Genomic DNA, 21,419 nt, shown 5'->3' on the forward strand with positions numbered 1-21,419 from the left:
TTAATAAATTTTATTAATATTTATTAAATATCTTATAAAATTTACTAATACTCAACTATAAATTAGTAATAATAGAGAAAATTTATTTTTTATTTCATGTAATTAATAATTATATGAATAAATCTAAATCATTTGATCCACTTTGGGTTCCAATTATTTCTCAATATCAAAACACAAAAAATTTAGAGCTAGATGAAAAGCTTATTCAAAAACACATCAATTGGTTAGACCCATATGTAAAACAATTCTTGGTTTGTGGAACTACAGGAGATGGATGGAATTTAACTGATGAATTAATAATGAATTGGTTAGATATATTAAATGATAATTCTTTAATTAAAAAAGATAACAAAGTTTTATTTGGAGCATTTGGAAAAACAACAGAAGATGTTCTAAGACGAACAGATATCATAGAAGAATATATAATTAAAAATGGAACCTCTGCAGGATTTTTTGGATTAACTTTATGTGCTCCTGTTGACGAAAACATCAAACAAGAAGAAATTTTTTCACATTTTAAACGTATTATTGAAAATACTTATTTGCCGATTTCTATCTATCAACTGCCTCAAGTAGTAAAATGTAATATTGAGCCTGAAACATTAAAAATATTAAAAGATAATTTTCAAGATAGAATTCAATTATTCAAAGACACTAGTGGAAAAGACGATGTTGTTAATTCTGGAATTAATTTTAATGATTTAATATTTTTAAGAGGAGCAGAGGAAAATTATTTTAATCATTTACAACCAAACGGAAAATATGATGGATTTTTATTAAGCTCAGCAAATTGTTTTGGTAAAATTTTAAGAGAAATTTGTAATAATGTTGAACAGTGTAATTTTAAAGATGCAGAAAAGATGTCTCAAGAACTAAGCGATATAATTAGAATTTCATTCTCAGAAGGTCAAAAACTAGATTTTGGAAACCCTTTTTCTAATGTAAATAAAGCTTTTGCTCATGTCTTGATTAATAAAGATAATCTTAGCTGCAAAACATGTTTTGATAGAAATATACCTGGTGAATTTCTCAATGATATGTTTTTATTATTAGCTAAACATAATTTAACAAAATCTTTGAATAACTAATAAAATTCACGAAGAACATTTCCTCCATCTAATTCAGTTCTTTTTCCATTTTTTACGCTAAAAATTCCATTGACTAATACATGTTCAATACCTGAAGGGTAAGCTTTTAAGTTTTTTAAATCACTGTTGTTTTTAATTTTTTGAGAGTCAAATATACAAATATCTGCATAATATGATTTTTTTAATTTACCACGCTTAATAAGGCCTAATCTTTCAGCAGGTAGTGATGTTATTCTCCTAATGGCCTCTGTTAATGTTAAAACTTTTTTTTCGTTTACATAATTTTGAAAAAAACGAGCTGCCCATCCATAACCACTTATAGATCCAATATTATTTTTGAGAACACCATAAGGTGCAAGTGCTGTTGTATCTGAAATCACTGCACATTCAGGTTGTTGTAAGCACATAATTATATCTTCTTCCCTAAATGCTTTTGAGCTCCATAGTAAATTTCCCATATCTTCACCTTCTTCTATTAACAAATCAAATGCTGCATCATACGGGTCTTGATTTCTTAAATTTCCAATTTCACTGAAAGTAATTCCTATAAGGTCAGGATTTTTATTTGAATGAATTAAAACTATGTCGTCCCATTTATTATCTCGAACTAAAAGCCACATTGGTTGTGGATTTGCTCTAATTTTTTTTCTCTCTTCAGAATTTTTTAGGCGCTTAATTACAGAAGTAGTTCCACCTTCTTGTGCCCATTGAGGTAATATTGAAAGAACTCTGGTGTGATTCCAAGTATGAGGAATTATATCAAAAGCAACATCAACTCCTAGTTTCCTAAAAGAATCTATCATCTTAAGTGTATGCTCTACTGCATATTTTGGAGCTCCGTATTTAGGCTGAATATGAGATATTTGCAGTCTCACACCTGATTGCCTTGCAGTTGTTAATGCTTCGGTAAATCCTAAGTCATAATGATCATCTCTATTACGAACATGAGTTGCATAAATTTTATTTTTTTCTGAAACTTTCTTACACATAGATACTAAATTTTGAGAAGTTGCTAAATTTCCAGGCCAATACTCTAAACCAGATGAAAAACCTGCAGCACCTTGATCTAGTGAATCTGAAATTATTTCAGACATTTTGATAACTTCATCATTATTTGGTGCACGAAGTTCGTTTCCAAGTACTTTATTATGTACCGCGCCATGACCTACAAATGCAGCTACATTCACACCAAGCTTATTTGACTCAAGTGCTGAAAGATATTCCCCAAAAGTTTTCCATCCTAATTCATGAGAGTTATCGCAATAACCTATAGCCATTTGTCTTATATCTAAATCATTATTAGCAGGAGCGCAGCTGATACCACACTGACCAACTACTTCGGTTGTAACCCCTTGATGAACTTGACTTTCAGCACGTCCATTCACCATCAAAGTAAAATCTGAATGGGTATGCATATCCACAAAGCCAGGAGAGATAGCAAGACCACTAACATCGATTACTTCAATAGCATCTTTAAGATCCTCTTTTCCAATTTCTACAATGATACCATCTTTAATTCCAATATTTCCAATAACTGGATCTTTTCCACTGCCATCAAAAATCTGTCCATTTTTTAAAATTACATCTAACATAAATAATTCATATTAATGAAATCGCGAAGCGTCATATGGTTTAATATTAATTTTATTTTTTCTGTTGCCAATTAAATTTGAAACTATGTTTGCACAAACTGGTGCGTGTGTCATGCCCCAGTGTCCGTGACCAAAATTAAAAAAAACATTTTTATAATTTGGCGATTGTCCTATTATGGGTAAAGAATCTGGAGTTAATGGACGAGCACCTGTAGCGTAACTTATTCCTTTATATTTAAATCTACCAAAAATTTTTATCATTTGATTTAATAGAATATTTTCAAATTTTAAATTTCGAATATTGTCTTTACCTCCAACTTGGACTAAACCAGCAACACGAAGATCATTACCATTAGGAACTATAGCAAAGCCTTTCTTTTCAATTAAAATTGGTTGATTAATTTTTATTTTAGGTTCTTTGAATATAATCGATGTACCCCAAGCGGGTATCATTGATATTTCACTTCCTAATTCTTTTGCTAAATCTTTTCCTCCTGTGCCTGAACAAATTATCGCATAATCGCACTTAATTTTTCCTTTGGTTGTAATTATATTGCTAATTTTATTGTCCTTCATTTCAAAGCTTCTTGCACTTGCAGATATTTTTTTAACACCTTTTCTTTTAAGTTCATTAATTAAACTATCCTGAAATTTTGATGGATCGGTTAAATGTCCAGCTTTTAAAATTAAAGTTGCTAGAGGATTTTTATCGTTAGTTTTCGGTATTTTTAGTAATAATTCTTTTGTTGTGAGATTTTTAATATTCATACCATGCCTACGTCTTAAATTGTTGTTCTTAATTTCATTTAAATATTCATTCTTATCACCGTAATATAATAAACATCCATTTTGAGAGAAAAATTTTTTTAATTTAATGAAAGGCTTTAGTAATGATTGCCACTCAGTCCATCCTTTTAACCCTAAAGCAGCCAAACCTTTTGAGCTTTTGTTAATTTCCAAATTTGATCCTGATTTATGGCTTTTATAAATAAAAGACAGAAAATCTGCTGGAAGTGGATATGATACATTTAAAGGACCATTCTCACTTAATAGCATTGAAGGAATTTTTTTCCATAAATGATCATTGGCCCATGGAATAACACTTGAACCACCAATAATTCCTGCGGTTGCAATCGATGCACGTTTGTTAGATTTATTTTCATCAATTAATGTAACATCAAAACTATCTTGAACTAATCGACAGGCAGTGGCTAGACCGATTATCCCTCCTCCAATAACAGTAACTTTCTTTTTTGAATTTAGATTTTTATTTACCTTTCTCATTTTGAAACCCCATAAATGAGATCAGGCAAAAATAAAGTTGCTTCAGGAAAGAAAATTAAAAATAACAAACCTGCTATATAAGCAAAAATAAATGGTATTACTGCAACAGCAACTTCTTCGATCGTTATTTTTGCAATCTTCGAGGAGATATTTAAATTCCCGCCTAAAGGAGGTGTTAAAAATCCAATCTCACATGTCATAACCGAAAATATTCCAAATAAAACAGGGTCCACTCCCATTGCGGTTACAACGGGAAGAAACACTGGAGTAAATAAAACTAATTGAGCAAGAGACTCCATGAAAGTCCCAACAAAAATATAAATTAGTCCAATTAACAATAAAACTAAAAATACATTAGATGTATAACTAGTGATCAATTCTTGAGTTGCTGTTCCAATATCATAAAAAGCAGACAATTGACCAAAAGCATAAGAAGGCGCAATAATAATTAAAAGCCCTGACATTAAAGCTGTGAAACGTAAAGCTTCATAAATTTTTTTGATTGTGAGACCCTTATAAATAAATACACCAACAAACAGTGCATAAAAAACTGCAACACTTGCTGCCTCTGTTGGCGTGAATGCTCCACTGTAAATACCACCTAAAATTAAAATAGGAGCACCTATGGACCACTTTCCTTCTTTGACAGAATTAATAAATGGTCTCCATGAAAAAGGTTTTCCTATTTCTCCATAACCATTTTTACGAGCTATCAAATACGCTGTAACCACAAGTAAAGCTGTTATAAAAAATCCTGGAACAAAACCAGCAAGAAAAAGTCTAGGGATTGATTGCTCAGCAATCAAACCATATATAATTAATAAATTGCTTGGAGGAATCATGCTACCTAAAGCACCTCCCGCAGCAGCAACTGCACCTGCAAATTTACTTGAATACCCCTCTCTCTTCATTACTGGAATTGTAATACTTCCAATCGCAGCTGTTGTTGCAGGACCTGATCCAGATAAAGCAGAAAATAGCATACAAGCTAACACTGTCATCATGCCTGTACTACCTCTATAGCTTCCAACCATTTTTCTAGCTACATCAATAAGACGATCAGCCATGCCACCTGTTTCCATTAAACGTCCAGACAAAACAAATAATGGTATAGTTAACAATGGAAAAGGTTGTAGAGATGTAAAACTAATTTGAGAAATTAATGTGTAAGGAATATCAATTAAAAATAATGCTAAAATAGTAGTAATTCCAACACCAACAAATAATGGAACACCCCCAATTACAAGGACAACAAATGTTATGACAATTAAACTAAGATCGCTCATAATTTTTTTAAAGTATTAGTAAATAAAGAGTTTTTAACATCCAGGTAGTCCTTTGCGACCTTCGCGAAACCATTTCACATATATCTGAACAAGACGAAACAACATCAGTGCATAAGCAATAACAATTATTGTTTCAGGCCAAAAACGGCTAATCGACATCGAAGGTGATATAGTTGGTCTTTCCCACAAAAGCTCCAGGTAATCTATGCCGTATTTAATCATAAAAATATTAAAGGCTAACCAAATCAAATCCCCAAGGAAAATAATAATATATTGAGCAAACATGGGTAAGGAACGTACTCCTACTAAAATTCTTATATGAAATCGTTCTCTAACACCTAATGCTGCACCCATGTAAATTGCCCATGGCATTGCAAACCCAGCTAGTTCTTCAGTCCAAGTAATTCCAAAGTTAAAAACATATCTACTTATTACTTGTGAAATTACACAAAGTGAAATGATAACTAATGCTACGCAAGCAAATATTTCCTCAAACTTACTTTCAAGAAAATTTAATACTTTTTTAATGTTCATAAATTTTTTTAATTAAACATAACACACCGTTAATAAATTAACGGTGTGTTATAATTAGGAGAGGGTTTAATTTGCTGCTGCTCTTATTTCCTTAAGCAAAGCTTTAAACTCAGGCGAGGCATCCTTTGAGAACTGATCTTGGATTTTTTGTGCTGCCTTAATAAATGGTGCACGATCTGGATCTGTTCTTGTCATCCCACCTTCAGTTGTAAGCCACGTTCTTAAAGATTCTAAGTCATCTTTCATAAACTCATACATATAAGCTCCTGCCTCATCAGCTGCTTTTTGAACTGCAGCTCGTTGAGAGTCATTTAACTTTTGCATAAATCTATCACTTGCTAATAGTGGTGAAGTTCCAGAGAAATACTCAAGAATAACTAAATTCTTTGCAAACTCATAAAATTTCATAGATTTAATTGTTCCAATACCATTATCTGATGCATCAATAGTACCGGTTTGTAGAGCTGTTGGAGTTTCAGACCATGCTAATGGAATTGGTTCTGCCCCAAAAGCTTTCAATGTTGCAATCATAACTTTGTTTTTTGGAACACGAAATTTTAAACCACTAAAGTCTGAAATTGAGTTGATCGGTTTTTCCACGCTATACATGTCTCTGAAAAACACTCCACCAAAAGTAAGTAAGTGAACGCCCGTGTCAGCAAAAAGTTGTTCACTAACTTTTTTCCCAACCGGTCCATTAAGAACTCTTTCTATATGCGCACGATCTTGAAATATATATGGTAATACAAAAACATCCATTAGTCCCCAGTTAGGTGAAATGTTATTCTGTGTAATAAAGTAAGCATCAACAGTTCCTAATTGCATCGCTTTGAATGCTTCATCCTCTGTAGATATCTGAGAACAACATCTTAATTTTACATTAACTGTTCCATCAGAATATTTTTCTGCTAGTTCTTTAAATTTCTTAGCCATACGACCATAGTCATGATCTTCAGGCGTTGAGAAACCAAGGTTCATTGTAACATTGGCAGCAGATACATGAGTAATTGTTATTACTAATGAAGCAATTAACCCCACTAGAATTTTCTTAAATTTAATCATTTTTCCCCTCTTTTTTGTTATTTATTCTTCGAGACTAGAAATATTTAATTAACTAGTCAAACGATTAAAAATGATATATTGATCGATTTTATCGATATATTAATTTTATGTAGTTTGTATGAATTTATGGCACTTAAAAGTATTTAATGAAATCATGGTCTCAGGAACCATTAGCCAAGCCGCCAAAAATCTTAAAAGAACACAATCATCTATAAGCGCCGCACTATCAAATTTAGAAAAACACATAGGATACAATTTATTTATAAGAAAAAAACGTCGTCTACATCCTGTTCCAGAAGCTTATTATTTAAAAGAGGAAAGCAAAAGTATACTTCAACAAATGCGAGTTTTAGATCAATCGTTAATAAAAAAAAATGAAACAGGATCTGAACCAATAAAAATTGCTAGCATGCCTCTTTTGGCTGAAATTCTCATACCAAGTACAATAAGTAAATTTAAAAAAAAATCTCCAAATTCAAATTTTTTTGTTAGTTCCAGACAATCATCAGCAGTTTATCAAGAAATATCTACTCAAACATTTGATATAGGAATTGCAGAATTGCAAAATAAAAACGCATTAGTAAATCAAAAAGAATATCATTATGAGTGTATATGTGTTTTATTTTCAGGTGACCCATTATCTAAAAAAAAAATAATTACACCTAAAGATTTATCAAAAAAAAAATGTGCAAGCTTTCAACCAAATCACTTCATAACAAAAAATTTAATTAAAATTTTTGAAAAAAATAAAGCAATCTTTAACCCACACTATCAATTTCAAAACGCAGGAACTAGTTGTGTTAATATTGTAGATAATGCAGATACCTATAGTGTTATTTCTCCAATTAGTTTCTGGCTAATTAGTAAATTTAATCTAGATACCTCAAAAATAATTTTTCGAAGATTATCAAGTTCAATTCCTTATTCATTTGGAATACTAACACCATCGCATCAACCTATGTCACAAATTGCTAAATCATTTCTTAATTATTTAGAAAATGCAATAGAGAATATGTTGACGGAAATAGATAATGAAGGAGTACTGTTTAAAATTTAAATATTAATATCATTGAGCGTATATGGCGATAGAATTGTCAGCCTATCAAAATTTGATGCATGACACGTCCAGGCATAAGTGTAAAAAAGCCTGTAAGGATTAAAGCAAAAAAATATAAAGTGATCATTACTTGTTTATGACGTTTAATATTTCCTACACGTGCATAATAAACACCAACACCCAGTATAAAAATTGTCCACAAACTCAATAAATGTATAGGGCTATATGCACCCCATAATCTTATTCCATGTATAAAAAAAGAAGTTATCGCTACAATCAGCATTAAGCCTACCCATATACGACCTAACAATTTATGAATTGCTCCACCTTTTTTCATAGAAAGTTGTATGCCACCTAAAATTATAGCAATCATTGCCATAATAGCGTGAAGTGGTATAGGATGTGTTTGATCGAACAACAAATTCATGTCTTCTTAATTTCCTAATCTCTTTGAAACACCTTGTTCTTGTTGTTTGTTAAACTCATCGTCATTTAAATTATACAATTCTTCTATTCTAAGATTTTTAGTTTTAATTGTTGGTACATTTTTATTTTTCATGCCTAAATGTCTTGCATAAACAGCTTGTTTTTTACTTGTTTGATGAGGTTGAAAATCTTTAATGTCTTCAATAGTTAATTTATCTCCTCTAACAAGATATCCACTTTCAACTGCTTCATTAAAAACTTTAATTCCTTTTTTAGTTCGCATAACTGCAGCATTAAAACCTTCATCTTCTCCTTTAGGTGAACCCCCTCTCCAAGTATCTAGAGCTGCAATATCTGAACTTTCTCCTATTGCATCTGGGCAAATTTTACATCTAAAGGGAACTTTCCAATTACTTTCATCACCCCAAAAAGAATTATAATCTTTATCAAACTCTCTTTTATCTTTTGTTTTGATATACATTCTTCCAGGGTTACCAAATCCTCTATATCTAAATTCTTCTAACTCTTCTTCTTTAACATTAAAGCTATCAATAAATTCTTGTGATTTTGTAAGTTCTTGAAAGCCCCCACAAACAAGAGTGAAGATATATTTACAATACTGATCCACTCTTTCATCTGATTTAGCAAGTAATCTAATAGCTCCTGCATCACAAGGTTTTCCAACAAAAGCGAAGGTTTGTTTTTTATCTAAGGCTTTGTGAAATTCGCTTAAAGGTGAAGATGGACCGTATCTTGATCTACTTTCGCAGTTAATTAAGTCCTCTTTATTATAACTATATTTTACAATGTTTCGCATAGGGTTATCTTTGTCCCCTGCTGTATGCATTATAAAATCAACTTTCTTTTGTTCTAGTAAATATAAAGACATACCATTTAACAAACCTCCTGTGGAACTTTGAAATCTGATCTTTGGATCAGTGGACCAAGAGTAATATAAATCAAAATAATTTCCCCAAACCAAATCTTTATTAGATCCTTCATTTTCTTTATGATCTTCAGGTCCTTCAGCAATAACTCCAGGACAAACTTTTTTAATTTTCTCTAAGGTTTCATTAGTGATTGGTGTTAATTCTTTAGGTTCTAAATTACCTTTATCGCTCATCTCCATCTCAATTGAGTTGCCTGCAATACTTTTACAAAGACCGCAGCCAATACAAAGACCGTTCTTTACAATATCGTCTAAAGAATTAATTTTTGTCATCACTCTTTATATGATGGGTCTTTTGCATCACATCTTCTAAGTAACGCTGGCCACTCGTTTAATCCTGGAGAAAATAAATCATATTGCTTTTGAGATAATTTCCACATTTCTTCTGTTGCTCTTTCAAGAGGTAAACCAGATCCCGTTGCCTGTACTGCAACCTCACACATTCTAATTGCATAATACATATTCATAAAAGCTTCCCCTGCTGTTGCACCAACAGTAAGAAGACCGTGGTTTTTCATAATCAAAACCTTATTATCTCCCATGTTTTCAGCAATTCTAACTCTCTCATCTTTATTAATCGATAGCCCTTCCCACTCATGGTAACCAACTTTTCCATAAAGCATTGAACTATCTTGTACTAAATGAGGGATACCATCTTTCAATGCCGTTGCAGCTAAAGCTGATGGAGGATGTGCATGAAAGACAAATTTTGCATCAGGATGATTTAGATGAATAGCACTATGAATAATAAAACCTGCGGTATTGGCTTTTTCAGGTCCTTCTAAAACTTTACCATGTTCATCTACTTTAATTAAGTTTGATGCTTTCACTTCTTCATACAACAAACCCATCTCATGCATAAAAAAAGTATGATCCGTTCCAGGTGCTCTTGCAGTGATATGGTTCCAAACCGTATCATCCCAACCCATCATGTTTGTTAATCTAAACATGGCAGCAAGATCTACTCTTACTTTCCAATCTGCATCGCTTATATTGTTTTTCATCGTCCCTCCTTTGAAAAAGTTAATTTATTATTTTGTTCTAAAAGTTTAATCACTTTTAAGTGATTGGAATTTGGTCCGTATTTTTTAATCGCTTTGTTATAAATTTTTGAAGTTAAGTTCATTATTGGTAGTTTTAATTTTTGAAGTTTAATAATTTCATTAGCAAGATTTAAATCTTTCATTGATAAACCTAAAAAGAATGATGGATCATAATCACCATTAATCATGTTAGGTCCGTATCTTGTTGATGTATAACCACCACTTGCACTTTTATCGATAATCTCTAGCATTGTTTTTGGTTTAATCCCTGACTTTACTCCAAGCATCAACGACTCTGAGAGTGACAAATAGTTTAAATAACAAAGGCTAACTTGTGCAATTTTAGCAGCATAACCAGCACCTGGTTTATTTAGATAATAGATGTTTTTACCTAATATATTAAAGACATACTTAAGCTTATTAACTGTCTTTTTATTACCACCAATAAATATTGATAAATCACCTGATTGAGCCTTTAAATTTCCACCTGATATCGTTGCATCAACAAATTGATTTATTTTTTTACTTAACTTTTGTTTTAAAAGATTAAAGCAAGTTAAAGAATTAGTAGAACAATCAATCCAAATTTTATTTTGACCTAATTGATCAATGATTTTACCTTTACCAATTGATAATGCTTTAATTTGTTTTGGTCCAGGAACACAAGAGATAATTACATCAGAAAACTTGATTAATTCATCTAACGAGCTTGTTGCTTTTCCTTTTTTGGATTTAAATTGTTTTAAAGATTTAGGACTTACATCAAAACCTAATAAATCTATTTTTTTAGATTTATGTAGATTTAATGCCATTGGCAAACCCATATTTCCTAAACCAATAAAACCTATTTTCATATCAATCCATTAACCCGTCTACTTCAACATTATTTCGTTCATAATGAATTGGAAGTGCTTTACCGTAAACTTGTTTAGAGTGTTCTGGTTTATTTACTCTATAATTATCTTTTACGTATGTTGGTAATGCAATGTAACGAGAAGTATTTCCTTCTATTTTTGTTACTCTATGCATAGAAAATCTTCCTTTAAATATTTGAAGATCCCCTGGTTGCAGATCTAATGATTTAACTTTATCTCTAGAGCCACGAAGAACTTTAGTTACTTCATCAAAGTTTTCATTTTCGACACTTCTTAAATCCGGTGAGTATTCAAACAGTCCACCCTTTTCTGCTTTTTGAACTAAAATACTTAAAGTAAATTCATTTCCATCAAAGTGCCAAGGAAAGTAGTGATCTTTATGCATGATACTGTATGGATTTTTACCTAAAGGATCTGACCATCTATAAAGAGGAAAAACTCCTAAACTATCTGAAATAAATTTTAACATTTCTTCAGACTCGTAAATTTTATTTAAATCAGACTGTTCCTCTAAATCATCTGAATTGATGTATCCACTTTCTCTAAAAGAAAAAACTCTTTTTGGATGATCTTTAGATAAATTTTCATCATCTTTTGAAAAATAAGGATTATGATGATCTTTAGTCCAATGCGTTTTTGGAAGATTTCTTTCAACTTCTTCCTTCATTCTTTTCAAAGACTCGCTAACTACGAAGTTTGGAAGCACACAACATCCGTCTTTATCAAGTAGCTCTCTATTTTTAGTAATTAAATCTTGATACTCTTTTGATCCTGTTTGATCAATTGGGTAATCTTTTAAGTTAACAATGTTTTTTATTTTCATAATTCTCCTTTAATTAAAATTAATTTTTAAAAAAGAAGTGATTATAATTTCGTGGGCGTTGAAGAATTTATATGGTTTTTACAGTCTACTTTTTGAAGTAATAAATTAAATAAATTAGATGATAACTTTGAACTCAAGCCAACTCTAGCCAGTCTATGACAGTGAGTAAAAAGATTAAGATTCATAACAAAACCGTATTCTATTTTTGACTTTAGGTAAAGATGTTTTCCTTAAATCTTAGCTAGTTGGACCAATGTCATTGGAGCACTATTGGAGCAATAGAGGTACCAGACTGATCTCAAAATTTGAAAGTTAAATTGACCCCTACCCAGTAAAATAAATTTAGGAGTCCCCACTGCTTTGGGTTTATACAAAGAAATACAAACTTAACCTTTTAAAAAAACTAAGAACCACGATCGATAGAAGTTTTTTCATTTATTTAGAAGGATGTTACTGTTTTTTTTATATTGTCATAGTATACATATTGGCTACTTCTAGGACGTTTCATTTTGCTTTCACGATAATTGTATATTCCTAATTTTAAAGAGATCTTTCCATATTTTTTTATAGTTCTGTGATTATAACGCTCATAAACAAGCTTGCCGTCTGCATAAATTTTTAATTTACCTTTTTTGTTAGGGTACACGTCAACTTCGTAACTTATATCTATCCATCTACCTTTTTGTGACTCTGGAAGTAAATGTGGTATCTTAGAGCTTTTTGAAACCTTCCAATTAAATTTATCATAAGTATCAAAAATAAGCCCATCACTATCGGTCCATCTTAACATAACTAAACTTTTATACATTTTACTAGTTATGGTATTTAGTTGACTTAAGAAAACAACACTTTGTCTTTTTTTAATTGAATTATCAATTTGAGCAATGTTCATATCCTTAGGGATATAAATTGAAAAATCATATACAACTCTTTTGTTGGATTTAACTCCTTCAGCATCATAAAATTCAACTCGAGAACGATCATTTGTACAATCATTCCAACCTTCATCCCGTGAACAAAAATCTGGATGAACAGTAATTTTTACAGATCTTTGGTTTGATTTTGCAGGGTTATTATTATTTTCTTTTACAATTAAACAACCATCTTCAGAGGTTGTTTTATGATGGACTATATTAATCTTAAATGTAGTAATTTTTGGAAGAACTTTTCCATGTTGACATTGTTCAATAATTTCATTTTTATTAAAATCTATAGACTCTGCCATACTTTGGTTGGTGAAAAAAAATAATACTAAAACAAATAAAAGTTTTTTCATAATCCAAGATTACCAAATCCTAAACAGAGAGTCTAATTTCTGAAGAATTAAAGAATCTTAGTCAAGAACCAATGTCATTAGAGCACTATTGGAGCAGGAATTAAAATTTCTTATTTTTAGTAAATTTATCCCACAACATTTCATAGAGTACGTATGCGAAGATACTTACAATCACAACCACAATAGTAAAACCTAAGGATCGTATCCAACTACCAAACCATAAATAAGAAAACAATGATATCCAGATCATCCCGATAACTTGCCATATAACTGATTTATAAAATAATGCTTTTTTACTCATAAGAGCCCTTTAATTAAAATTAAACGAATATTGTTGAAAATTTAGTAAAAAATATTTTTTATATATCTGAAGAATAATGAAACTTAATAAACAAACTGCAATTCCAATGTTTTCAAAAATTGAAGATTTGTTTTAGTATCATCAATTAAATTATACCTTAAAGTTAGTAATCTGAAATTCTAAATTCTAATTTAATTGATACCTATTTGAACTGTCAGGGAATCATCTTACATCACACTAAAACTTTAGTATAAATCTTATTTATCTATTTTAGTTTTTTCTTTCGTACAACTTTTCGAGATTTACAATGTATGCATTCTAAAGTTTCGACTTGTTCAATATAACTAAAAGTAAAATCAATATTCACTGGTTTATAATAATGTATTCCTACTGAACATAAAAATTTATAAATCATATTTCCATTGGTGGTCTTGCTGTGGTTTCAAAGTTATATGCTTTAGTAATATCTTCTAAATCCTCTCTTTTTTTATCCACTACCCAATTGTAATATTCTTTACATATTTCTAGTATTGCAACATATCTTCCTACTTTTTTATTAGTTGATAGTCTTTTTATAAGTTTATCTTTAACATCAGACAGTTTTTTATATTCGTCAAAACTTAATATTTCTGATGAATTTTCTAGGTAATAACCTGAATTATCTTCACATGGTGTTTCTCTAATTTCTAATAATAACTTTTCAAATAATTTCCCTGATGCCAATTCTTTCTCATATTCATCTCTAGTAATATATTGATAAATAACATTTTCGATTGGAGGTTTGTTTTTTTTAGACCACAACATGAGAACACCGACATAAATAATTTCGTATAATCGAATATTTATTGTTTTATTTTTTGCTTTTTTTCTCCATTTGAGAAAACGAATTATATCAATGCCGTGTTTTGACAAATAAAACCTCCTAAAATTTCTTTTAGTAAATACGCGAGGTCAACAGATAGGGAGGTTCACTTTTTTTTCTATGTCTATTCAATGGCAGTGTGAATACCTCGAAACCCATAGACCTCGCTTAGCATTTACACTACCTACCTTTCGGTGAAACTTAATTATATGTTTTAAAAAAAGTTAAATCAAATAGTTTCATTTTTTTAGTTATAAAATTAAGTTATTTTAAAAATTCACTTAAAAGTTTAATTGATAATAGTTACTAAAATTATTCTAAATTGTTTTAATAGTAGTTTTTATTGACTCTAAAATAAATTTTAAATAAACTAACTTTAAGCGCTGATTTAAGTTCAACTTGCAGAGCGATTTAAAATACTGCTAAAAAGAATTTTTAAAATTAAATTTAGCAGTCTTTTTTAGTAAAGTTTTTCATAAATCACGCTGGGTATTTGAACCATATTGTTCACCCGACATTAGTCTAAGCACTAAAAAGGAGGAAAAATGTCAAGTTTTGGCAATTTAAAAAAAACATTCGGCAATCTTCAAAAGAAATTTGCCGGATACTTTGATGATGCAGTTTATTTAAACGCAATACCATCAAGACTAAAAAAGAAACTGCAATCAGACTTTAAAACTAAAGATCGTAAGATAGATCTGAAAAGATATGAAACTGTCGTCGATCTAGATCAAGAAGAAGACCAGGATTATAACGAACAAAGAACTAAGGTTTCTTGATTTTAAAGGAGTTGGGAAGTGACTCATATGCAATTTATTTGCTGTTTGGGTAGGGATTTATAGGGGACTTGCTGAGAAAAGAGGTTAATTTTCTATCCTCTTGGTTGTTTTATTAACCTCTTTTCCGAAAGGAGAAATATGGTTAACGAACTTAAACAATTAATTAAACAACATAAAAAAATTGAAATTGAAATCAAGCACTTAACAAAGTTAAGATTAAATGATCGAACTTCAGCTTCATGGGAAAGATTGAGAGAATTAAAAAAAGAAAAATTAAACCTAAAAGGAAAAATTTCAGAAATCAAGAATTAGGATTTCTTATGAAAGGAAAATAAACGATGATAAAATTTTTATTTATAACTTTTTTTATATTTTTAATTTCTTTTAATTCACAAGCTAAACAAATTAAAGATCCTGAATTAATTAAAGCCAATTTAGAAAAAAACATGAAGGTAGTAAAGCCAGATGGTAACGGACCTTTTCCAACAGTAATCTTATTTACCGGTGCAGGAGATCCATTTTGGCGTCCTGGCTACGGAAATTGGATGAACTGGTTAAAAGATAGAGGGTATGCGTCCATTATCTCAGATAGTGCAAAATCTCATGGGGTTAAAGGAAAAGCAATGATGAGCAGAAAACTTATGCCAATTAAACGTGCACATGAAGTTTTTTGGATAAAAGATATTATAAATAAAATGAGTTTTGTGGATATGAATAAATTAGCATTAATGGGAATGTCACATGGAGGAGATACTGTTTTGGATGCTTTAGTTTACAATTCAGAGGATCCTAAACAATTTAATTTAGATGGCTTAAAAACAGTTATAACATTTTATCCAGGTTGTAGAAAACCTATTTTTGGAGTTAAGCTAACAAAAAATTATGACAATCCGTGGACTCAAAAGGATATTCCTGTATCAATTTTTCAAGGGAGTATTGATAAATGGGTAAAAATAAAATTATGCCAAGCTATTATTGAACGACAAAAAGAAATAGGTACACCAATTAAATATCATTTTTATGAAAAAGCTAGACACTGCTTTGATGAAATTTATCATAAAGATTTAGCAACTGCCAAAAATGATCAAGACTGTAGATATGACGAAAAATTTTCTAAAATGGCAAAATCTGAAATTGAAAAGCAACTTGAAGAGGCCTTTAAATAAATTAGTCATTTTACAATGATATGAGAGAAAGAAGAGCCAGATTAATAATTAAAACATTAACTTAGAGAGTTACCGCGTCTCTATATACTTTTTTAATTTCTTATATAATAACTGGCAGCTATGTTTCAGAAGGTTATATTACTGGTGCAGAAATCTTAACTAAAATTTTGTTTAGTATTAGTTAACCATTAATTTTAATAGTTTTTAGAGCCTTAAATTAAAGTTTTTAAATTGAAATACATATTGTGATAAATTATAATATTTTCATACAATAATGAAAGTTATTATTAAATTATTGTTGATATTGATGATGTCTGCAAAAGTATCTTTTGCAGAGGAACTAAAAACTAAACTATTAAATACTGCATCAAAAAAAACTTCAGAATTTGTCTCAGGTTTAATTCCTGGTGAGGGTTATACTGAATTTGGTATTGATTTCCGTGAAAATCATAGTCCAGATTTCAATATTTTAGCTGTTAGAGAATTAATGCCACTAGAAGAAGGAAATATCTTTACACAGTTTTCTTTATTTAACACCGAGTCAAATACCGGCAAAGGTGGAGATGAAAGAATTATTGGAAATATAGGCTTAGGAACAAGAAAGTTATTTAAAGACAATACTTGGATGCTAGGTTTAAATAATTTTTATGATTACGATATAGAGAATGAGCACTTCAGAACTAGTATTGGTGCAGAAATAAAATCGGCTGTAACAGAATTATCAATTAATAGATATATGAAACTGGGAGATCCCTATAACGAAGAAAATGTTCTTGATGGATGGGATTATAGAATATCTACGCAGATGCCCTATGTGCATTCTGTTAAATTAGTTTTTAACGGATACGAGTGGGAAGGAGTTACAAGACAAGATATTAAAGGTAATCAATATGGTAGTGAAGTACTTTTAACTCCCAATCTTAATTTAGAAGTATTTTATGATGACAAAGATAAAAAAGGACTAGAAGATGAATGGTTTGCAAATCTACAGTTAGTATATCCTCCAAGAAAAGGACCAACATTAATGGATGGTATAGCAGATACGGCTTGGAAAGAAAATAAAGACATGTCGGGCGAATTATTGGATAAAGTGGACAGGCAAAATACAATTATGGTTGAATTTAAAGGTCTTTCAACTATTTCGAGGACTAATTAATGAAAAATTTTTTAAAAATTATACTTTTGTTTAAAATAATTTGGATTACTTCAATTGTTTATTTGCATGCGGCAAGTGGAGCAGCTTCAGTTTACAAAATAACTATGAGAAAAGTGGAATTGTGTACTGCAAGTACAAGTGTTGATACATGTGAAAATGCACTGGTAATTGGATCAGATGATCTTGTTGTTGATATTGCAAGTGTTGCCGCAGGATCTTCAATTGCAAATTATGGAAACCCAGCGCTGCTCCCACTAGGAACAACTTATACCCATATGAGAGTTACTATTGATAGAAAAATTACTGTTAAATCTGACACAATAGATACAGGATCTTCTGCAAGTACTGACACCTGCAGAACTATTGCAATAGATGACACACATTATGGATCTGGTTCGAATGCAGCTTTTACTGAAGCGAATAGAAAGTATACTCACAATCCTTTAATTGCTGAAGGTGGAACTTCTGGTGAAATGAATTTATATTTAAAAAGTGACAATTATAGTATTTGTGCTTTAGCAAACTGTTCTGCTAATGCGGCAACCGATCAAGACATGACTTACACAGCAACTTATTCAACATATCAAGAACAACATGCTGAAGGTGATAGCACAGACGATCACATGCTTGTATATGCACTGACATCTCCGTTTACAGTTGGATTAAATCCACCTAAAGTAGATATTAGCTTTGGCACTCAAACTGCAGTTGGAGTTGGGGAGGTTGATGCATCGGCTGGAGGTGGAATAGTTGGTTGCCAATTTTACGCAAATGAGCCAGAAGTTACAATAACTATAAACTAGACACTGCTTTTTGAAAGTATGATAACAAATTTTCAAAATTGGCTAAAGATGAGGTGGAAAAAAAATTAAAACTAATAAAACCCAGGATAGAATTAAACATACTTTAGCTACAGGAAAGCCTTTAATTAATTAGAATTATTTAAAATAATTAATCTTTTTTTAATTTTTTATTTTTGATATATTTAATAGGAGGTAATTAAAATTAAGAAATACTTTTTTATCTTTTTCTCAATTTTTATAATTCTATTTGCTGCATCTAATGTTCACGCAGCTAAAAAATGGAAAACTCCATTAACTACAGAAGATTTTGTAAAGACTCATTCTCCATATTGGAAAATATTTAAACCAAAAGGAAATCCTCCTTTTAAAACTATATTGTTTTTTCATGGTGGTGGCGATGAAAGTTGGGTAGATGAAAGAATTCCCTACATAAACGAATGGACAAATCGTGGATTTGCTTTTGTATTTGTAGATTTATATGCTGCTAGAGGCTTAGGTAATTTGGGGAACGGAAAAGGAGCTGGAGATGTTAGAATGACACCCAAGCATGTTGCTGGAGATGCTTTAGTTTCTTTTAATTGGTTAAAAAAACAAAATTGGGCAGATCCTAATAAAATTGTTGCTATGGGATATTCATATGGTGCAGCGGTGTTGATGGACTCATTGGTCTTTAGCGCAATTGATGAACTTCCTAAAAGTTTGCTGGATAAACCCAAGGGAGGAATGGAAGGATTAAAAGGTATAGCAGCTATTGCTCCTTATTGCCCTAAGAATATTTTTGGATACAATATTCACTATTCTTTAATAAAAGATTTTAGCGAAAATGTTCCAATGTTAGCAATTTTACCAACTGAAGATAAAGATTTTGGAAAAATGTGCAATAAGATTGTTGAAAAGAATCAAGGACTTGGTTTTGAAATAAAAGTACTAAGACCAAAAACTACTCACGGATTTCATGTTCAACAAACTTATAAAAAAGGAGATCAACGTTTTTTAGAACATGCACCAGAAATTCAAAAAAATATAGATGAAGAGATTTTCAAATTTTTTGAAGAAAAGACGAAAGACTAAATGACAATTTAGTAAAAATTATTAATAAATTAACTTGGGGCACAAAAGGCAATGAAAACAGTCGAAGATTACTTAAAAATTAATAGAAATAAGCAAATTTGGCATATGTCTAAAGAAAATAATGTTAGAGAGGCATTAATTTTAATGTCTCAAAAAAATATTGGTGCAATAATTATTCTTGAAAATGATAATAAGCCCATCGGTATATTCTCAGAAAGAGATTATGCAAGAAAAGTAATTTTAAAAGGTAAAAAAAGCCAAGATACTCTTTTAGACGAAGTGATGACAAAAAATTTAATTACAGTAACTAAAAATTATAAAATAAATGAATGTATGGAACTAATGACTGAAAAGAAAATAAGACATCTTCCTATTTTAGAAAATGAAAAAGTAATTGGAATTATATCAATAGGGGATGTTCTGAAAATTATGATTAGTGAGCAAAAAGATCTTATTGAACACTATAAAAAATTTATATCAAGTTAGATAACTATTTAAGTGTTCCTTGAAGAACATATTTTAAGATACGAACTGCCTGTTTTTGATCTGAAGCAACAGCAGCTGCTGCAGCATCGACTTCTTTTAAAGCATGTTGATGCTCTTCATTATGAATAATAATTATTGATTTATTTAATGCAGCCGCATAGCCTGCATCAAATGCTGCATTCCATTGTTTGTTTTTCGCCAAATTTAACAATGATTACATCACAATCTTTGATCGATTTTTTAGTTCTAATTGAATTGATATTGGCCCCTTTTCGATCTTTCCAAAAATTTTTCTCTTCAGGACCTAAAATTTCAACTCCACAATCATCTGAAGATGCATGATCTGTTACCGGAGACGAAAATTGAATGTCTAAATTTTGTTTTTTACATTCATCAATAATTTCATCACGCCAATTTGTGTGAATTTCTCCTGCTAAATATACTTTCAACATATGTTCTTTATATATAGTAACTAGTATCCTAAATTTCTATCTATTTGATTAATTAATTCTTTATTATCTGTGAATAATTTTAAATTTTTAAAGAAAATTTTAAGAACCATTTCAATATAATTGCCCTCACTATCAGATGAAATATGAGGAGTGATAATTAAATTTGGAGTATCCCAAAGGTTTGATGTTTTGGGAATTGGTTCCTGTGAAAATACATCTAAAATTGCTCCAGCAATTTCATTATTTTGAAGTTTAATTCTTAAAGCTTCGTAATCTAAAACAGATTGTCTTCCAATATTAACAATCCCACACGTAGATTTTAATTTATCTAACCTTGATTTATTAATTAATCCTTTTGTCTCTTCCGTTTCTGGAACTGCTAGATATAAAAAATCAGCTAAAGGTAACACTTCATCAATTTTATCAAATGTAATAACTTTTGAGCATCCCTCAACATTTTTTCCTTTTCTATTTACACCAATAACGTCTGCTCCAAGTTTGCTGATATGTTTAATCATTGAACCACCTAAAGAACCAGTTCCAACAACAACTACCTTCCTTCCTTCAATAGGTTTTCCAAGTAAAGATACAAATTCTTTATTTTTTTGGTTCGTTACAATTCTAGTCATATGATTTTGGAGCATTAAAATACTCATCAAGCCAAATTCCCCAGCTTTTTTAGCATGAACTCCACTACTATTTGTTAAAACTAAATCCTCTTTCATCCAATCAAAAGGAGATAAATGATTAACACCAGCAGAAATCACATGGATCCATTTAAGGTTAGGTGCAATTTGTTTTAAATCTTGTATTGGAAACTGCCAGCCGAGTAAAATATCAGCTGATTTCATTGAGGAGACAAAATTATCATCATCCCAATCAATCAAATATTCTACTTTGTCCCTTAACTCAGGATATTGATCAAAACCCTTTTCAATTTCTTCCTTAGTGATTGTATTATTTTTCTCACCTTCAGCATCACACGGTAAAAATCCCTCTTTCCAATGATTATTTCTGATGTGGATTTTAATTTTTTTCATATTTTAAA

24 protein-coding genes, 1 pseudogene and 1 riboswitch are annotated in these 21,419 nt (G+C 30.5%); of the genes and pseudogenes, 10 read left to right on the forward strand and 15 right to left on the reverse strand.

Features of this window, described 5'->3' with window-relative positions:
* Positions 1 to 113 precede the first annotated feature (113 nt).
* Complete coding sequence (locus ACQY31_RS01810) at positions 114 to 1,088, forward strand: dihydrodipicolinate synthase family protein (protein WP_428080314.1); 975 nt, start codon at positions 114 to 116, stop codon at positions 1,086 to 1,088.
* Here the strand turns inward: ACQY31_RS01810 and ACQY31_RS01815 are convergent.
* The 5 genes from ACQY31_RS01815 to ACQY31_RS01835 form a co-directional block, all read right to left on the reverse strand.
* Complete coding sequence (locus ACQY31_RS01815) at positions 1,085 to 2,680, reverse strand: N-acyl-D-amino-acid deacylase family protein (RefSeq protein WP_428080315.1); 1,596 nt, start codon at positions 2,678 to 2,680, stop codon at positions 1,085 to 1,087. The genes ACQY31_RS01810 and ACQY31_RS01815 overlap by 4 nt on opposite strands.
* Before the next feature lie 12 nt (positions 2,681 to 2,692).
* Positions 2,693 to 3,964, reverse strand: coding sequence for an NAD(P)/FAD-dependent oxidoreductase (locus ACQY31_RS01820; RefSeq protein ID WP_428080316.1), 1,272 nt, complete (start codon positions 3,962 to 3,964; stop codon positions 2,693 to 2,695).
* Positions 3,961 to 5,250: a TRAP transporter large permease gene (locus tag ACQY31_RS01825; protein ID WP_428080317.1), complete on the reverse strand. Its 1,290-nt coding sequence runs from the start codon at positions 5,248 to 5,250 to the stop codon at positions 3,961 to 3,963. Before ACQY31_RS01825 ends, ACQY31_RS01820 begins: the two co-directional genes overlap by 4 nt.
* Before the next feature lie 33 nt (positions 5,251 to 5,283).
* Positions 5,284 to 5,784, reverse strand: coding sequence for a TRAP transporter small permease (locus ACQY31_RS01830; protein ID WP_428080318.1), 501 nt, complete (start codon positions 5,782 to 5,784; stop codon positions 5,284 to 5,286).
* A gap of 66 nt (positions 5,785 to 5,850) precedes the next feature.
* Positions 5,851 to 6,846 carry a TRAP transporter substrate-binding protein gene (locus ACQY31_RS01835; RefSeq protein ID WP_428080319.1) on the reverse strand — a complete coding sequence of 332 codons (996 nt, stop codon included), beginning with the start codon at positions 6,844 to 6,846 and terminating at the stop codon, positions 5,851 to 5,853.
* Between the two features lie 118 nt (positions 6,847 to 6,964).
* Between ACQY31_RS01835 and ACQY31_RS01840 the strand changes: the two genes are divergently transcribed.
* Positions 6,965 to 7,903 carry a LysR family transcriptional regulator gene (locus tag ACQY31_RS01840; RefSeq protein ID WP_428080320.1) on the forward strand — a complete coding sequence of 313 codons (939 nt, stop codon included), beginning with the start codon at positions 6,965 to 6,967 and terminating at the stop codon, positions 7,901 to 7,903.
* A 37-nt stretch (positions 7,904 to 7,940) separates the two neighbouring features.
* On the opposite strand, the gene ACQY31_RS01845 is transcribed toward ACQY31_RS01840, so the two are convergent.
* The 8 genes from ACQY31_RS01845 to ACQY31_RS01880 all read right to left on the reverse strand — a co-directional run bounded on the left by ACQY31_RS01845 (position 7,941) and on the right by ACQY31_RS01880 (position 14,508).
* Positions 7,941 to 8,330, reverse strand: coding sequence for a DUF2306 domain-containing protein (locus tag ACQY31_RS01845; RefSeq protein WP_428080321.1), 390 nt, complete (start codon positions 8,328 to 8,330; stop codon positions 7,941 to 7,943).
* A gap of 6 nt (positions 8,331 to 8,336) precedes the next feature.
* Entirely contained in the window at positions 8,337 to 9,551 is a 1,215-nt protein-coding gene (locus ACQY31_RS01850) for a Coenzyme F420 hydrogenase/dehydrogenase, beta subunit C-terminal domain (RefSeq protein ID WP_428080322.1), read from the reverse strand.
* On the reverse strand, positions 9,551 to 10,282 hold the full coding sequence (locus tag ACQY31_RS01855) for a class II aldolase/adducin family protein (protein WP_428080323.1): 732 nt from the start codon (positions 10,280 to 10,282) through the stop codon (positions 9,551 to 9,553). Before ACQY31_RS01855 ends, ACQY31_RS01850 begins: the two co-directional genes overlap by 1 nt.
* A complete protein-coding gene (locus tag ACQY31_RS01860; RefSeq protein WP_428080324.1) occupies positions 10,279 to 11,175 on the reverse strand; it encodes an NAD(P)-dependent oxidoreductase in 897 nt (298 codons plus the stop codon). The genes ACQY31_RS01855 and ACQY31_RS01860 overlap by 4 nt, the downstream gene beginning before the upstream one ends.
* Position 11,176: 1 nt before the next feature.
* On the reverse strand, positions 11,177 to 12,019 hold the full coding sequence (locus ACQY31_RS01865) for a HalD/BesD family halogenase (RefSeq protein WP_428080325.1): 843 nt from the start codon (positions 12,017 to 12,019) through the stop codon (positions 11,177 to 11,179).
* 439 nt (positions 12,020 to 12,458) lie between these two features.
* The gene (locus tag ACQY31_RS01870) at positions 12,459 to 13,295 is read right to left on the reverse strand and encodes a heparin lyase I family protein (RefSeq protein WP_428080326.1); all 837 of its coding nucleotides are present in this window, start codon (positions 13,293 to 13,295) and stop codon (positions 12,459 to 12,461) included.
* A 100-nt stretch (positions 13,296 to 13,395) separates the two neighbouring features.
* The gene (locus ACQY31_RS01875) at positions 13,396 to 13,596 is read right to left on the reverse strand and encodes a hypothetical protein (protein WP_428080327.1); all 201 of its coding nucleotides are present in this window, start codon (positions 13,594 to 13,596) and stop codon (positions 13,396 to 13,398) included.
* A 411-nt stretch (positions 13,597 to 14,007) separates the two neighbouring features.
* Positions 14,008 to 14,508, reverse strand: coding sequence for a hypothetical protein (locus ACQY31_RS01880; protein WP_428080328.1), 501 nt, complete (start codon positions 14,506 to 14,508; stop codon positions 14,008 to 14,010).
* Positions 14,509 to 14,936: 428 nt separating this feature from the next.
* Positions 14,937 to 15,001, forward strand: a riboswitch (SAM riboswitch).
* Between the two features lie 2 nt (positions 15,002 to 15,003).
* Here ACQY31_RS01880 and ACQY31_RS01885 point away from each other — a divergent pair.
* From ACQY31_RS01885 to ACQY31_RS01920, 8 genes are all read left to right on the forward strand, one after another.
* On the forward strand, positions 15,004 to 15,237 hold the full coding sequence (locus tag ACQY31_RS01885) for a hypothetical protein (protein ID WP_428080329.1): 234 nt from the start codon (positions 15,004 to 15,006) through the stop codon (positions 15,235 to 15,237).
* Between the two features lie 138 nt (positions 15,238 to 15,375).
* Positions 15,376 to 15,549: a hypothetical protein gene (locus ACQY31_RS01890; protein ID WP_428080330.1), complete on the forward strand. Its 174-nt coding sequence runs from the start codon at positions 15,376 to 15,378 to the stop codon at positions 15,547 to 15,549.
* A 26-nt stretch (positions 15,550 to 15,575) separates the two neighbouring features.
* Positions 15,576 to 16,403 carry a dienelactone hydrolase family protein gene (locus tag ACQY31_RS01895; protein ID WP_428080331.1) on the forward strand — a complete coding sequence of 276 codons (828 nt, stop codon included), beginning with the start codon at positions 15,576 to 15,578 and terminating at the stop codon, positions 16,401 to 16,403.
* A 107-nt stretch (positions 16,404 to 16,510) separates the two neighbouring features.
* Positions 16,511 to 16,588 (forward strand): hypothetical protein, encoded by a 78-nt coding sequence (locus ACQY31_RS01900; RefSeq protein WP_428081226.1) that lies wholly within the window; start codon positions 16,511 to 16,513, stop codon positions 16,586 to 16,588.
* An 89-nt stretch (positions 16,589 to 16,677) separates the two neighbouring features.
* Positions 16,678 to 17,559, forward strand: coding sequence for an inverse autotransporter beta domain-containing protein (locus ACQY31_RS01905; protein ID WP_428080332.1), 882 nt, complete (start codon positions 16,678 to 16,680; stop codon positions 17,557 to 17,559).
* A complete protein-coding gene (locus tag ACQY31_RS01910; RefSeq protein ID WP_428080333.1) occupies positions 17,559 to 18,362 on the forward strand; it encodes a hypothetical protein in 804 nt (267 codons plus the stop codon). The genes ACQY31_RS01905 and ACQY31_RS01910 overlap by 1 nt, the downstream gene beginning before the upstream one ends.
* 375 nt (positions 18,363 to 18,737) lie before the next feature.
* Positions 18,738 to 19,433: a dienelactone hydrolase family protein gene (locus tag ACQY31_RS01915; protein WP_428080334.1), complete on the forward strand. Its 696-nt coding sequence runs from the start codon at positions 18,738 to 18,740 to the stop codon at positions 19,431 to 19,433.
* Between the two features lie 51 nt (positions 19,434 to 19,484).
* Complete coding sequence (locus ACQY31_RS01920; RefSeq protein WP_428080335.1) at positions 19,485 to 19,919, forward strand: CBS domain-containing protein; 435 nt, start codon at positions 19,485 to 19,487, stop codon at positions 19,917 to 19,919.
* A gap of 4 nt (positions 19,920 to 19,923) precedes the next feature.
* On the opposite strand, the pseudogene ACQY31_RS01925 reads toward ACQY31_RS01920, so the two are convergent.
* Together ACQY31_RS01925 and ACQY31_RS01930 are read right to left on the reverse strand one after the other, a co-directional pair.
* Positions 19,924 to 20,371 (reverse strand): annotated as a pseudogene (locus tag ACQY31_RS01925) (YtoQ family protein).
* Between the two features lie 20 nt (positions 20,372 to 20,391).
* Positions 20,392 to 21,411 carry a D-2-hydroxyacid dehydrogenase gene (locus ACQY31_RS01930; protein WP_428080336.1) on the reverse strand — a complete coding sequence of 340 codons (1,020 nt, stop codon included), beginning with the start codon at positions 21,409 to 21,411 and terminating at the stop codon, positions 20,392 to 20,394.
* Positions 21,412 to 21,419: the final 8 nt, after the last annotated feature.

The sequence above is a fragment of the Candidatus Pelagibacter sp. genome, assembly GCF_965262185.1.
Taxonomy (GTDB): Bacteria; Pseudomonadota; Alphaproteobacteria; order Pelagibacterales; family Pelagibacteraceae; genus Pelagibacter.

Coding starts and splice junctions, on each gene's coding strand:
- ACQY31_RS01810 (WP_428080314.1), top strand. CDS start 114: ATGAATAAATCTAAATCATTTGATCCACTTTGGGTTCCAATTATTTCT.
- ACQY31_RS01815 (WP_428080315.1), bottom strand. CDS start 2,680: ATGTTAGATGTAATTTTAAAAAATGGACAGATTTTTGATGGCAGTGGA.
- ACQY31_RS01820 (WP_428080316.1), bottom strand. CDS start 3,964: ATGAGAAAGGTAAATAAAAATCTAAATTCAAAAAAGAAAGTTACTGTT.
- ACQY31_RS01825 (WP_428080317.1), bottom strand. CDS start 5,250: ATGAGCGATCTTAGTTTAATTGTCATAACATTTGTTGTCCTTGTAATT.
- ACQY31_RS01830 (WP_428080318.1), bottom strand. CDS start 5,784: ATGAACATTAAAAAAGTATTAAATTTTCTTGAAAGTAAGTTTGAGGAA.
- ACQY31_RS01835 (WP_428080319.1), bottom strand. CDS start 6,846: ATGATTAAATTTAAGAAAATTCTAGTGGGGTTAATTGCTTCATTAGTA.
- ACQY31_RS01840 (WP_428080320.1), top strand. CDS start 6,965: ATGAATTTATGGCACTTAAAAGTATTTAATGAAATCATGGTCTCAGGA.
- ACQY31_RS01845 (WP_428080321.1), bottom strand. CDS start 8,330: ATGAATTTGTTGTTCGATCAAACACATCCTATACCACTTCACGCTATT.
- ACQY31_RS01850 (WP_428080322.1), bottom strand. CDS start 9,551: ATGACAAAAATTAATTCTTTAGACGATATTGTAAAGAACGGTCTTTGT.
- ACQY31_RS01855 (WP_428080323.1), bottom strand. CDS start 10,282: ATGAAAAACAATATAAGCGATGCAGATTGGAAAGTAAGAGTAGATCTT.
- ACQY31_RS01860 (WP_428080324.1), bottom strand. CDS start 11,175: ATGAAAATAGGTTTTATTGGTTTAGGAAATATGGGTTTGCCAATGGCA.
- ACQY31_RS01865 (WP_428080325.1), bottom strand. CDS start 12,019: ATGAAAATAAAAAACATTGTTAACTTAAAAGATTACCCAATTGATCAA.
- ACQY31_RS01870 (WP_428080326.1), bottom strand. CDS start 13,295: ATGAAAAAACTTTTATTTGTTTTAGTATTATTTTTTTTCACCAACCAA.
- ACQY31_RS01875 (WP_428080327.1), bottom strand. CDS start 13,596: ATGAGTAAAAAAGCATTATTTTATAAATCAGTTATATGGCAAGTTATC.
- ACQY31_RS01885 (WP_428080329.1), top strand. CDS start 15,004: ATGTCAAGTTTTGGCAATTTAAAAAAAACATTCGGCAATCTTCAAAAG.
- ACQY31_RS01890 (WP_428080330.1), top strand. CDS start 15,376: ATGGTTAACGAACTTAAACAATTAATTAAACAACATAAAAAAATTGAA.
- ACQY31_RS01895 (WP_428080331.1), top strand. CDS start 15,576: ATGATAAAATTTTTATTTATAACTTTTTTTATATTTTTAATTTCTTTT.
- ACQY31_RS01905 (WP_428080332.1), top strand. CDS start 16,678: ATGAAAGTTATTATTAAATTATTGTTGATATTGATGATGTCTGCAAAA.
- ACQY31_RS01910 (WP_428080333.1), top strand. CDS start 17,559: ATGAAAAATTTTTTAAAAATTATACTTTTGTTTAAAATAATTTGGATT.
- ACQY31_RS01920 (WP_428080335.1), top strand. CDS start 19,485: ATGAAAACAGTCGAAGATTACTTAAAAATTAATAGAAATAAGCAAATT.
- ACQY31_RS01930 (WP_428080336.1), bottom strand. CDS start 21,411: ATGAAAAAAATTAAAATCCACATCAGAAATAATCATTGGAAAGAGGGA.